The organism is Amycolatopsis sulphurea (assembly GCF_002564045.1).
Taxonomy (GTDB): domain Bacteria; phylum Actinomycetota; class Actinomycetes; order Mycobacteriales; family Pseudonocardiaceae; genus Amycolatopsis; species Amycolatopsis sulphurea.
In genome coordinates, this window is record NZ_PDJK01000002.1 from 2,587,506 (window position 1) to 2,600,311 (window position 12,806).

The 12,806-nt window shown below is 68.6% G+C and carries 9 protein-coding genes and 1 riboswitch; of the genes, 3 read left to right on the plus strand and 6 right to left on the minus strand.

Translation table 11 applies throughout. The features are described 5' to 3' along the window. The first annotated feature begins 47 nt into the window (after positions 1–47). From purF to arfB, 3 genes are all read left to right on the plus strand, one after another. The gene (gene purF, locus ATK36_RS18220) at positions 48–1,589 is read left to right on the plus strand and encodes an amidophosphoribosyltransferase (RefSeq protein WP_098512650.1); all 1,542 of its coding nucleotides are present in this window, start codon (positions 48–50) and stop codon (positions 1,587–1,589) included. A 74-nt stretch (positions 1,590–1,663) separates the two neighbouring features. Then, complete coding sequence (gene purM / locus ATK36_RS18225) at positions 1,664–2,734, plus strand: phosphoribosylformylglycinamidine cyclo-ligase (protein ID WP_098512651.1); 1,071 nt, start codon at positions 1,664–1,666, stop codon at positions 2,732–2,734. Between the two features lie 33 nt (positions 2,735–2,767). Further along, positions 2,768–3,196 (plus strand): alternative ribosome rescue aminoacyl-tRNA hydrolase ArfB, encoded by a 429-nt coding sequence (arfB, locus tag ATK36_RS18230; protein ID WP_098512652.1) that lies wholly within the window; start codon positions 2,768–2,770, stop codon positions 3,194–3,196. Between the two features lie 90 nt (positions 3,197–3,286). Here arfB and car read toward each other — a convergent pair whose 3' ends face one another. The 6 genes from car to ATK36_RS18265 form a co-directional block, all read right to left on the minus strand. Beyond that, complete coding sequence (gene car / locus ATK36_RS18235; protein ID WP_245914879.1) at positions 3,287–6,757, minus strand: carboxylic acid reductase; 3,471 nt, start codon at positions 6,755–6,757, stop codon at positions 3,287–3,289. 10 nt (positions 6,758–6,767) lie between these two features. Further along, positions 6,768–7,820 carry a terpene synthase family protein gene (locus tag ATK36_RS18240; RefSeq protein ID WP_098512653.1) on the minus strand — a complete coding sequence of 351 codons (1,053 nt, stop codon included), beginning with the start codon at positions 7,818–7,820 and terminating at the stop codon, positions 6,768–6,770. Continuing rightward, positions 7,817–9,190, minus strand: a complete 1,374-nt coding sequence (locus ATK36_RS18245; protein WP_170069793.1) for a cytochrome P450 — start codon at positions 9,188–9,190, stop codon at positions 7,817–7,819. The genes ATK36_RS18240 and ATK36_RS18245 overlap by 4 nt, the downstream gene beginning before the upstream one ends. Positions 9,191–9,778: 588 nt before the next feature. Next, the gene (locus ATK36_RS18255; protein WP_098512656.1) at positions 9,779–10,684 is read right to left on the minus strand and encodes a GNAT family N-acetyltransferase; all 906 of its coding nucleotides are present in this window, start codon (positions 10,682–10,684) and stop codon (positions 9,779–9,781) included. A 188-nt stretch (positions 10,685–10,872) separates the two neighbouring features. Continuing rightward, complete coding sequence (locus ATK36_RS18260) at positions 10,873–11,526, minus strand: VanZ family protein (RefSeq protein WP_098512657.1); 654 nt, start codon at positions 11,524–11,526, stop codon at positions 10,873–10,875. Positions 11,527–11,721: 195 nt separating this feature from the next. Beyond that, a complete protein-coding gene (locus ATK36_RS18265) occupies positions 11,722–12,618 on the minus strand; it encodes a Gfo/Idh/MocA family protein (RefSeq protein WP_098512658.1) in 897 nt (298 codons plus the stop codon). A gap of 33 nt (positions 12,619–12,651) precedes the next feature. Further along, positions 12,652–12,793, plus strand: a riboswitch (cobalamin riboswitch). Positions 12,794–12,806: the final 13 nt, after the last annotated feature.

Here is a 12,806-nt window from a genome sequence, read left to right on the forward strand (position 1 = left end):
CGCTTACACTTGAGTCGGCCTGACCACGTCCTCTTGGGAGCACCTCGGTGGTTTCCGACCTCTCCGCCCGTCCTGACCAGCACGATTCCGACCAGCCAGAACCCGAACCCCGCGAAGAGTGCGGGGTCTTCGGCGTGTGGGCGCCCGGGGAAGAAGTCGCCAAGCTGTCCTACTACGGGCTCTACGCCCTGCAGCACCGTGGGCAGGAAGCCGCGGGCATCTCCGTCTCCGACGGGTCGCAGATCGTGGTCTTCAAGGATCTCGGGCTGGTCAGCCAGGTCTTCGACGAGCAGATCCTGCAATCCCTGCAGGGCCACATCGCGGTCGGGCACTGCCGGTACTCCACCACCGGCGCCACGATCTGGGAGAACGCCCAGCCGATCTTCCGCACCACCGCCACCGGCAGCGGGCTTTCCTTCGCGCACAACGGAAACCTCGTCAACACCGCGGAGCTGCGGGATCGCACCGCGACCGCGGGCCTCAAACCGCACGCGGGGCTGACCGGCTCCTCCAGCGACTCCGACCTGGTCTGCGGGCTGCTCGCGGCGACCGCGGCGGACAAGGGCATCGAGGCCGCCGCGATGGACCTGCTGCCCACCCTCAAGGGCGCGTTCTGCCTCGTCTTCTCCGACGAGAACACGCTCTACGCCGCCCGCGACCCGCACGGGGTGCATCCGCTGGTCCTCGGCAGGCTGGAGCGCGGCTGGGTGGTCGCCAGCGAGACCGCGGCGCTGGACATCTGCGGGGCCTCCTTCGTCCGCGAGGTCGAGCCGGGCGAGCTGATCGCCATCGACGCCGAAGGGCTGCGGTCCTCGCGGTTCGCCAACCCCGAGCCCAAGGGCTGCGTCTTCGAGTACGTCTACCTCGCCCGGCCGGACACCACCATCGCCGGGCGCAGCGTGCACGCCACCCGGGTCGAGATCGGCCGCAGGCTGGCCGGGGAGCACCCGGTGGAAGCCGACCTGGTGATGCCCGTGCCGGAATCCGGCACCCCGGCCGCGATCGGCTACGCGCAGGGCTCCGGCATCCCCTACGGCACCGGCCTGGTCAAGAACGCCTACGTCGGGCGCACCTTCATCCAGCCGTCGCAGACCATCCGGCAGCTGGGCATCCGGCTCAAGCTGAACCCGCTGCGCGACGTGATCCGCGGCAAGCGGCTGGTCGTGGTCGACGATTCGATCGTGCGCGGCAACACCCAGCGCGCGCTGGTCCGGATGCTGCGCGAGGCGGGTGCGCTCGAAGTGCACGTGCGCATCGCGTCGCCGCCGGTGCGATGGCCGTGCTTCTACGGCATCGACTTCGCCTCGCGGGCCGAACTGGTGGCCAACGGGGTCGACCTGGACGGCATCCGCCGCTCCATCGGAGCCGACTCGCTCGGCTACATCTCGCTCGACGGCCTGGTCGCCGCCACCGAGCAGCCCAAGTCCCGGCTGTGCACGGCCTGCTTCTCCGGCGAGTACCCGATCGCCCTGCCCGAGGACGCCCTCATCGGCAAGCACCTGCTGGAAAGCATGGATGCGGCCGGTGGCGCGGCGGCTCCGGTCAGCGCCGCCGGGTACGGTGCCGAAGACGCCGTCCGGCGTCCGTGAGCACCGTGATCACAGGCACAATCGACCACACGCACATCAGTTCAGCCAGAAGTCCAGAGAGGGAGTCCGTCTCCGTGAGCGAGTCCACGAGCGCCACCTACGCTGCTGCGGGGGTCAGCATCGACGCCGGTGATCAGGCCGTCGAGCTGCTCAAGCCGCACGCCGAGCGGGCCACCCGGCCGGAGGTGCGGGGCGGGGTGGGCGGCTTCGCCGGGCTCTTCTCGCTCAAGCTGGACAAGTGGAAGGAGCCGGTGCTGGCCTCCTCCACCGACGGGGTGGGCACCAAGATCGCCGTCGCCCAGGCGCTGGACAAGCACGACACGCTCGGCATCGACCTGGTCGCGATGGTGGTGGACGACCTCGTGGTCACCGGCGCCGAACCGCTCTTCCTGCAGGACTACATCGCGGTCGGCAAGGTGGTGCCGGAGAAGATCGCGGCGCTGGTCGGCGGGATCGCGGAGGGCTGCGTGCAGGCCGGCTGCGCGCTGCTGGGCGGCGAGACGGCCGAGCACCCGGGCCTGATGGGCGAGCACGACTACGACCTGTCGGCCACCGGGGTCGGCGTGGTCGAGGCGGCCGCGCTGCTGTCCCCGGAGAAGGTCCGTCCCGGCGACGCGGTGCTGGCGATGGGCTCGTCCGGGCTGCACTCCAACGGCTACTCGCTGGCCCGGCACGTACTGCTGGACATCGCGCGGATGCCGCTGGGCGGGCACGTGGAGGAGTTCGGCCGCACGCTCGGCGAGGAGCTGCTCGAACCGACCAAGATCTACGCGAAGGACTGCCTCGCGCTGGTCGCGGAGACCGAGGTGCGCACCTTCGCGCACGTCACCGGCGGTGGCCTGGAGGCCAACCTCGCCCGCGTGATGCCGCGGGGCCTGGTCGCCCGCCTGGAGCGCGGTACCTGGACCCCGGCGCCGGTGTTCGCGTTGATCGGCCAGCGGGGCAAGGTCGAGCGCGCCGAGCTGGAGAAGACGTTCAACATGGGCGTCGGCATGGTCGCGATCGTGTCCGCGGAGGACGTGGACCGTGCGCTGGCCATGCTCACCGCGCGGCACGTGCCGGCCTGGGTGCTCGGCGAAGTGGCACCCGCCGAGGACCCGGACGGTCCGCGGGCCGTGCTGTCCGGCGACCACCCGCGGTTCTGAAACGCGCTTGCCCGCACTGGGACACTGGACGGCGTGGCTGAGGACGTACCAGTCGGGTCCCGGTTCGTGATCCCGGGCACCGAGCTGAGGGAGCGGTTCTCCCGGTCGTCCGGGCCGGGAGGACAAGGCGTGAACACCACGGACTCGCGGGTCGAGCTGTCGTTCGACGTGGCGCGGTCCGTGGCGATCCCGCCTGCGCTCAGGGCCCGGATGCTGACCCGCCTCGGCGCCCGCCTGGTCGACGGCGTGCTGACCATCGCGGCCAGCGAACACCGGTCGCAGCTGATGAACCGGGACGCGGCGCGTGCGCGGCTGGTCGAGCAGCTGGTGCAGGCTTCCGCGCCGCCGCCGGCGAAACGCCGTCCGACCAAGCCTTCCAAAGGCGCCAAGGAACGGCGGCTGGCCGCGAAGAAGCGGCGCAGCCAGGTCAAGCGCGCCCGCGGCGGCCGCTACGACGACTAGCGCCGCGCCCCCTGGCCGAAATGCTGTGAAGGGGCCCTTCACGGACTCTGAGTCCGTGAAGGGCCCCTTCACAGCTTTGGGGCCGGGCGGTCACAGCAGGCCGAGCCGGGCCAGGTCGGTGACGTATTTGCCGATCAGTTCGGCGGTGACGTGCGGGATAGGGCGGCCGGGGCTGGTCCGGTGGAGCGCGGTACGGAAGCGTTCGGCCGGGATGGCGGAGTCCGTCTGTGGGTCGGCGAACGCGTGCAGCAATGGTAGGAGGGAGTGTCGCTTCTGGCTTTCCGGCAGGGCACGCAGCGCGGTCTCGAACCGGGGCAGCCAGGTGCGGTAGTCGCCGACCCGGGTCACGGGGTGGCCGGCTTCGCCGAGCCAGTCGATGTAGGTGTCGAGAGAGATGCCATCGTCGTGCGAGTCGACCACGTGGTAAGTCCGGTAGTCTGCCGAAGCCTCTGCACCGAGTGAGACGACGGCTTCCGCGGTGAAGTCCACCGGCAGGCCGCCGTGATGCGCGGCGGCGCCCGCCCGGTAGAACGAATTCGGGGCGATGCCGGTGATCAGCAAACTCAGCAGCAGGCGAGTGAAGACGTCCGACACATTCAGCTGTCCGGCGTACCGGCTGTGGGCCAGGATCATGCCGGACCGCAGTGTGGTCACTGGCAGGCCGCAGAGGTCGTGCGCTTCCCGCAGCAGGACTTCGCCGACCCACTTGCTGCCTGAATAGCCGTTGGCGTAACCGTCGTCCAGTGTCCATATCGGACTGGCGCGGCGGAGGTCCGCGTCCTCGGCCGAATCGTCGGTGAGCACGCCGATGGTGGACACGTAAGTGACGGGCTTGAGTTTGGCGGTGAGCGCCAGCCGGATCACTTCCGCGGTGCCCACGACGTTCGGGCCGAACAATTGTGCGTAGGGCAGGACGTGGTTGACGAGCGCACCGTCGTGCACGATGAGATCGGTGGTATCGGCCAGGTGTCGCCAGGATTCGGGTGTCAGACCAAAGTGCGGCTCGCTGAGGTCGGCGGCCAGCACTTCCAGGCGGGTGTCCGCGAGCGCGTGATACTGGCGCGACAGTTCTTCGTCGCTTGCGAACGCGGCGTCCAGCCGGGCGCGGGCGGCCGCGTTGTCGCTGCCGCGGACCAGGCACACGAGTGTGCCGCCCGTCGATTGGAGCCGTCGTAGCCACTCCAGGCAGAGGAACCGGCCGAGGTAGCCGGTCGCGCCGGTCAGCAGGATAGTCCGAAGTGGACCATCTGGGTGCGGCAGATTTCTTGCGGTGTTGAGGGTTTTGGGGTCGAGGAACTTGTCCAGGGTCAGCTCGGCTGCGTGTAGCTCGGTCACGGCGGGGCCGTGGACATCGGCCACCGACGGCTGATCGGCGGCGCCGGAGGTCAGCTTCTGTTCGAGATAGGCCGCCAGTGCGCCGAGGTCAGTTGCCGGGCTGACGATGACGCCGACCGGGACGTCGACCGAGAAGATGTCTCGCAGCAGGGTGGCCAAGGTGAGCGCGGACAATGAGTCGCCGCCCAGGTCGAGGAAATGTTCCCCGGGCGTGCGGTGTCCCGTCGAAGTGCTGAGTACCGCTTGTGCGGCGGCGAGCACGGTGTCGATCACCGGCTGATCGGATCCGATTTCCTGCAATTGCTGTAATGCACTGGCCTCACGTTCGGCGATTTCCGCGTAGCGGCGCTCCAGTTCGCGGACGTAACGTTCTTTGAGCTTCGGGCGCAGCAATTTGCGAATGCCGGACAGGAGCCCGTTCTCCGGGCTGAAGGGTTCGGTCTCGATCAGGAAGTCTCGCGGTATCTCGTACCCGGCGAGGTTGTTGGCGCGGCCGACCTGTTGTAGTGCTTGGTGTATCAGCGAAGTGAGCCGCTCCGGGTCGTCACCGTCGAGTGCCTCGGGCGCCGGTACCACCACCGCGAGCAAGTATCCGTGTTCACCGGTGCCGTAGAGGTAGATCTGCCGGATCATCGGGCTGCCCGTGAACAACGTCTCCAATCGCGACAGCGCGACGAATTCGCCTTGGGAAAGTTTCAGGAGGTTGTTGCGCCGATCGACAAATATCAGTTCATCCGGGCCGGTCCGGGCCATGATGTCGCCGGTGCGGTAGAAGCCGTCATCGGTGAATACCTCGGCACTGAGGTCCGGGCGGCGGTAATAGCCGGGGATGACCGAGTTCGACCGGAGCAGGAGTTCTCCGCGTGGGTAAGGCGAGTCGGTGGTGAAGTAATTCAGCTCCGGAACGTCCTCAAGCCGATGATCCAGTACTCGCTCGCGCATCACCTTGCCGTCGAACAGGGCTGCGCCCACCTCGGTGGAGGCGTACCCGTCGGGCAGCCGCATACCGAGCATGGATTCCATGAACTCGGTCAGCTCCGCCGACAACGGCGCCGCTCCGCAGACCGCCCACAGGTATCGATCTCCGAACACCTGCTCGCCCAGGCGCGAGCTGACTGCCTGGCCGGTGCCGTCAGCTGCCGGATTCGGGTGATACTGCTGGAAAAGCGTCTCACAGAGGCGCGGAACGAGCATCAGCACGGCTGGCCGGACGAGCGCTAGGTCCTCGAACAGCACCGAAAGATCGGTGCGGGCGGTGAAGAACGACGTCCCGCCCCGGGCGAGGGTGCTGTAGAGCACCGCGCGGCCGGCGAGATGGCTCATCGGCAAGTAGGCGACGTCGATCAGCGGAAGTCCCGGGCGCTCGGGGAAGAATCCGCGCCAGAGTTCGGCCACCAGCCGGGCCGGGTACATCGCGCCCTTGGGCATTCCCGTCGTGCCGGACGTGTAGATCAGCAGGGACAGCCGTTCCTCGTCGGAATCGGTGGCGGAATCGGTGGCGGAATCGGTTTCCGGCGGGGAAGGCAGTGCGGCACCCCGATCGAGCACCTCCGGCAGCGACTCGACGACCACGTCGTGACCTGATTCGCCGAGGCGGTGCCGGACCTCTTCGATCCGCTCCCACTCATCGTCCACATCGGAATGATGGTCGAACACCACCAGGCGGCGTACCGACGGCGCGGATGCGGCGATCTCCGCCGCGGTAAGCAGATGCTCCACGCTCGTGGCAAGAATGCGCGGGCGCGTCTCGTGGACGACGGGAAGCAGCTGCGCAGGCGCGGAACCGGCCTGCAGCGGCACGGTCACCGCATTGGCCCGGAGACACGCCAGATCGAGCGTGGCGTAGTCGCCGCTGGTGAAACCGAGAATCGCGACGAAGTCACCGGCCCGCACCGGGGCGAGTTCGTCGTGGTACCAGGCCGCGGCAATCGCGTTCGCCCGTCGCCACAGCTCGTCGTAGCTGATCGTGTCGAACCGTGGCAACAGCCGACGGGTGGTGCGGCCGGTGACCGGGTCGAGCACCGATTCGGTTGCCCGCTCGCCGAGGGCGGGCCGATCGGCATACCCCGCCATGATGGTGGTGAGGATGTCCTTCAACGGCATCGAAGGCTGCCGGATGGCCGTCGTGATCGCGTCGTCCGGGCAAGCCGCGGAGAATTGCGGGTCGTGCGCCAGCAGGGTTGTCCGCCTGGCCGAGATTACGCTGTCATCGAAGCGATCGCGCACGGCGGCCGCCTCAGTGCGGTTCGATAAGGCTTGGCGTGGCGGGCGAAATCAAGGAAGAGCCGGTGGACAGCAGTACTCCGTCGGCGTTCCGGTAGCGGTCGCTGTTGCCGGACCAGTCGAGGTTCCCGCGCATCCACGAACGCAGGCCGTCGGTGAAGGTCCGCACCGCGTCGACGGTCTCGGGCTCCAGGCCGCGCCAGCGGCTCATCAGCGTTTCCAGCTCGCTCGTGGCCTGCTCGAACTCCTCGATCTGCCGGGCGACCAGCGCGTAGGCGAGGTCGATGGCCTCCGGCAGCTCGACGTGGTGTTCCTCGGCGAGCACGAGCACGCCGTTGGTGGTCTCCCCGGCGGCCAGTTCCTTGCGCAGGGAGACGATGTCGTTGACCCAGACCACCACGTCGGACGCCCGGTTGAACATGGCGCGGGCCTGCTCGAACTCGTGGAGCAGCCCCGGCACCTCCTGCCCGGTGGCCACTTCGAGCAGGTCCAGCGACGGGGTGATGCCCCCGGAGGCCCGGCGAAGCTGCTGGTAGCCGAGCAGGTCCGGCACGTGCCGGACCTGCCGGTTGAGGGCCTCGTACTTGAAGGCGGCGAGGAAATGTGCCATGTGCTGGGTGAACCTCAGCCGCCAGGCGGTGCTCATCCCGGCCGCCAAACGGTGCCACACATCGGCCAGCAGCGCGTCCAGCCGCGTGTGCGTGGCGTCGGGCTTGAGCTCCCGGACCAGGACGCGCAAGGTCTGCGCCGCGGGTTCGTCGTAGGGCCCGGCATCGTTTTCATAGCAGTCGTCGATGACGAACGCCCAGGTGAACCATCCGGCGACCGCTTCGAGCCGGGCCGGGAGGATGGTGGGGTAGGCCCGTGCGACGAGTTCGCCGAGCCGGGTGCGAGCGAGCTTGTCCCGGGCCCGGGCGTTGTCGAGCACCGCGTAGCGTTCCGCCCAGGCGAGGATGTGCCCCTCCAGTTCCGCCACGTGCGGGGAGATCGCCGACCGGAACCCGAGCAGTGGGTGTCCGGGCGGCGGCTGCAGGTTTTCCTCGTGGCGCAAGGCAATCCCGGTCATGCCGAGGCTCCGGAGGGCCTCCGGGCCGTCAGGATCATCGGAAGGTCGCCGGTGGTCAGTTCCGCCTTCGCCACGGGTTTGATGGTGTGGCCCGGCTTGTGCGAGATCTTCCAGCGCGCCGCGATGGAGGCGAGCGCGATGGTCATCTCGTGGTTCGCGAGGACGTCCCCGAGACATTTCCGGGTACCCCCGCTGAAGGAGATGACGGCGTTGCGCGGTAGCTTCTTCAGGTTCTCCGGCAGCCAGCGATCGGGTACGAACGAATCCGGATCGGTGAAGACCGCCGGGTCCCGGTGCAATGCGTACGGACTGAACAGGATGCTCGCCCCGGCAGGGATGTCGTGTCCGGCCAGCTTGGTGTCGCTGACCGTCCGGCGGGTGATGAACCACACCGGCGGGTACATCCGCAGGGCCTCGTTGACGATCCGATTCGTGAACGGCAGCGCCGGATAATCCGCTTCGAGGGCGGTGCGTCCGCCGAGTACCGAGTCGACCTCCTCGTGCAGCCGGGCCTCGGCCTCGGGGTGCCGGCTGATCAAGTACAGCGCCCAGGTGAGTCCCGAGGCCGGAGTTTCGACACCGGCGGCCAGCACGGTCATCAATTCGTCGCGGATCTCCTCGTCGGTCATGCCGACGCCGTTCTCGTCCCGGGCCGCGAGCAGAATGGACAGGATGTCGTCCTGCGGCCCGGAATTCGTCCGGTAGGCCTCCCGCATGGTGGAGATGACGTTCTCCAGCCGTTGCAGGGCACGCCGAAAGTCCCGGTTCGCCTTGGTCGGGGCCTGGTGGACCAGCGGCAGCGGCAGGATCATCCGGCGGTAGACACCCTTCCACACCACCGGGAACGACCGCTGAATCTCGGCGATCGCCTCCGCGCTGACCTGGTCGTGGGAGAACATCGCCTGCGCGGTCACCCGGGTGGTGAGCCTGCTCATCTCCTCGGGCAGGTCGATTTCCCTGCCGTCGTGCCAGGAATCGATCAGCTCGGCCACCCGCCGGGACATCACTTCGGTGTAGCCGGAGATCTTGGCCTTGGTGAAGGCCGGCTGGATGAACCCGCGCTGCCGCTTGTGCGTCGTGACGCTGCAGGTACCGACCCCATCGCCGAGGATCACCCGCATCTTGTCGATGAACTCGCCGCCCTTGTCGAATTCCCGGGGCTTGTGCAGCACCTCCTGGACGACGTCGTGGGTCGCCGCCAGGTAGGCGGTGCTCCGGCCCAGTCGCACCCGCACCAGATCGCCTTGCCGGCGCAGGTCCGGCAGGTAGGTGAGCGGGTCCCGGAAGATCTGGACGGCGTTGCCGAGGAAGGGCACCTTCCCGGGGGCGTCGCCCAGCCGGTAGTGGGTGTTCTGTTCCGTGCTGGTCATGGCCGGACTCCGAATCCTGTGCTGATCGCCGAGCGGCTGCTGTCTATGTGCTGCCTTCGCGGGAACGAGCCTGATCAGATGGGGTAGATGCGGCGCTGGGGATGTCGATGCGTCCGGCGGTGGCCGGGTACACCGGGTTCCAGTGACGTCCGGGTGGGGTATGGGATCAGCCGCACGTCGGCTCACGCTAGAACAATCGGCCGGTACCGCCATGGTCCATGTGTCGCAGTTCACTTTCCCCAGAGGATCTGTGAACTTATGGGCAGGAGGATCAGTATGAACGGGCCGATGAGTGCGACATCTTTGGACATGTCGCACTACTTGTGTTATAAGCGCTGCGGGCGATCGGTCGAGTGTCCGGAGTGGACTACTCGAGGTACATGTGCACGCAGTCACCGCAGTCCTGGTAGCCGACCTTGCGGTACATCGTGCCGACGCCCTCGTTCGCCGGAGTGAGGAACGCGAACCCGGCGCCGCGCTCGTGCACGCTCCGCAGGGTGTCGGCAAAGTCGGCGTGAGGGGCCCTGCGCAGACGGCGGAGGTCTGTGAAGGGGCCCTTCACGGACTCTGAGTCTGTGAAGGGCCCCTTCACAGACCCGGGACAGGGCTGGCGCACAGTGCGAGGTGGTCGCGCGCCTCGAACACCTCCGCTTCGCCTGCTGCCGGGCGTAATCGATCGAGATGGCAGGTGTCGTCGATGATGACGCGGCAGCCACGGCTCTCTCTGCTGATCACGGTCCTCGACCAACTTTGCCGGGACATGTGCACGCAGTCACCGCAGTCCTGGTAGCCGACCTTGCGGTACATCGTGCCGACGCCCTCGTTCGCCGGAGTGAGGAACGCGAACCCGGCGCCGCGCTCGTGCACGCTCCTGGTGAGCCGTGCGGTGACGGCCGCCGCGAGGCCGCGCCGGCGAAACGGCCCGGCTACCGCGATCCCGGCCACTTCGCTGATGCCGCAAACGATCTCCAGCGCCACCCCGCCGCCGGCGATCTCGCCGCTCACGCAGTCCTGCGCGAGCAGGTGGAGGTCTTCGCGCGTCTGGGCCACCTCGGTGTCGGAGACCTCCGGTCCCGCACCGTACGCGACGTTCTGCATCGACCGCAGCCGCCGCCGGTCGGCGTCCGATTCCGGTTCCCGCAGCCGGAATCCGGGCGGCGCCGGCCGGTCGACGAACCCGGCGGGAGTGCAGGTCATCAACGGGATCCGGCGCTCCAGCCGGTATCCGGCCGAAGTCAGCGCCGTCTCCAGGGCGGGCGCCACCTCGGTGAAGAACTCCAGCCGTGGCAAGAGATCCCGGTCGCGATACGCGGCGGTCAGCTCGGTCAGCTCGGTCAGCTCGGCCGGGGACGGCTCGGCGCCCTCGTCCGGGATCGCGTAGTTGAGCATCGGATTGCTGCTCTCGCGGGAAAAAGTCGCGAGGAACGGTCCGATCCGTTCGGTGTCCCGGCCGCGAGGTGCGGTCGTACGGACATAAGCCTGAATGGCAGACATGCGGAAGAAACCCTTTCGGGCGAAGGAATGCAGGACGCGGCGACGCTCGGGCACGGTGCGTGCGCGAACGGCGGGCTTATTCGCGTCAGGCCGGACCTCGGCCGACGCGGGCCGTGGCGGCGAACATAGGCATTCCTTCGTCCGAAACGGGTACTGCGTTCAGTCTGCCGGTAGGCGCAACCGGATTTTCACGGCTGTTCCGGGTGGCTGAGCCCGGCGTACCGGGCGCTGGACGCGGGACGGCTGCTGTGCAGCTGGATCGGGGCCACGCAGACGGTCCGCCGCAGCTGCTCCGGGATCGCCGGCACCGGCTGATCCAGCCGCCGCCACCCGGGCCGGGTCGCGGCCGCGCCGAGTACCGCACCCAGCGTGTTCAGCAGCACGTCGTCGGTCGAGGTGACCCGGCCGTTGTGGAGCACGAACTGGGTCGCCTCCACCAGCACGGACAGAACCAGCGCGAGAAGGGCGATCCGGCCGGCCGAGCGCAGCCGGGGCACCCGCAGCGGCACCAGCGCGGCCAGCGGCAGCAGCAGGAACAGGTTGCCGAGCACCTGCCACAGCGAGCCTCCGTCGGCGTACGCCTCGGCGAGATCGGCGCCGGGCATCAGGTCCAGCGTGCTGCTGTGGCTGTCGCCGACCGGCATCGTGACCAGGATCAGCACCAGCGCGGCGAGCGTCACGATCAGCACGTCCGCCCCGGCGGTCGCGGAAGCGCGGGCCAGGCTGACACCGGCTCTTCGCCGCCGGCGGACGGTGAGCAACGGCCAGCACAGCATCGCGTACGGCAGCGCGATGGCTGTGGCCGGAATGATCCCCCAGAAAGCGCGCAGCAGAGCACCCATGCGCTTCCCTTCTCGAACCCCTCGGCGAACCGCTTGTTTCCTGCTCCAAGGTCACCATTGCGACGCGGGATCCGCCAGACACACAGGGTGACCCGCCCTATTCGGTGAATCCTTCGGTGGCGGGAAACGGGATCCCGTGCATGGGGTGTCCATAGTGGATCGGAAGAGTCACGCTCCACAAGGGACGATCGAGGGTTATCGGCCGGTCAGCGCGCGTACACGGTCGACGATCCACGCCAGGTGCACACCCCTGCGCACATCACACGGGTGCGTGGAAATTCCGCTGGATACCATGGCCGCGAAATCATCCAGCAGTGCGGTATACGACTCGGCGGCAGTACCCGACCGGCTAAACCTCCGGTAGCCGTGCTCGCCGTACACCGCGACCTCCGCTACGGTCGGTTGCACCGGCAGCCGCAGGGTGAGCGTCGCGGTGCTGGTCGCCCCGTTCTCGTGGGCCAGCAACACATGCCAGAGATCTTCCGCGCCGCGGTGCGCGGCGAGCACCTCGGTGATCGGGCCGAGCGCGGCGTCGAGCAGATCGAACGCGTGCGGTCCGATGTCCGCGAGTGCACCGCCCGACGGGTCTTGCCGCCACGCCGAGCCGGCGTACTGACCGCCGAGCAACGCGCCGGACAGCCAGCGCGCGCCGCCGCCTCGCCAGCCGCCGGCCTGGTTGATTCCGTCGAGCCAGTCGCGGGTCTCCTGTGCGAAACGCAGCGTGAGCATCACCAGCGACGCGACTCCGGCTTCGGTGACCGCGTCGGCCAGCCGCCGCGCGCCGGGCAGGTCGGCGGCGATCGGCTTCTCCAGGATCAGGTGCTTGCCCGCTGCTGCGGCGCGCGGTGCGATCTCTGCCTGCACGGCCGGTGGCACCGCGAAAGCGATCGCGTCGACCTGGTCGAACAGCTCGTCGATGCGGCCGGCGGCCACGGTGTCGTAGGTCTCCGCGAGCGACTGCGCGGCCTCCGGGCGGCGGCTCCACACTGCACTGAGCACGGTGCTCGGATGCTCGGCCAGCCCGGGTGCGTGCACCCTGGCCGCCCACGGACCGGTTCCGACGAGGCCGACGCGCAGCTGTCCGGATTCCACGTCCGGAAGTGTAGGTGTGGCCGCGGTCGCTTCCGAAGAGTGCCTGAGGTGGGTTAACGTCGACGAGTTCTACGCCACGAACGGGGGAAGCCGGTGGGATTCCGGCGCTGGCCCGCAACCGTGAGCGGCCCCTTCGCCGGGCCGCGAGCCGGATCGCCCGCCGTGGCCCGATCGATGCGAGGTTCATC

Excerpts from the sequence above, each read along its gene's own strand:
- ATK36_RS18245 (WP_170069793.1), bottom strand. The coding sequence starts at position 9,190 with ATGACCAGCACGGAACAGAACACCCACTACCGGCTGGGCGACGCCCCC.
- ATK36_RS18240 (WP_098512653.1), bottom strand. The coding sequence starts at position 7,820 with ATGACCGGGATTGCCTTGCGCCACGAGGAAAACCTGCAGCCGCCGCCC.
- ATK36_RS18260 (WP_098512657.1), bottom strand. The coding sequence starts at position 11,526 with ATGGGTGCTCTGCTGCGCGCTTTCTGGGGGATCATTCCGGCCACAGCC.
- ATK36_RS18255 (WP_098512656.1), bottom strand. The coding sequence starts at position 10,684 with ATGTCTGCCATTCAGGCTTATGTCCGTACGACCGCACCTCGCGGCCGG.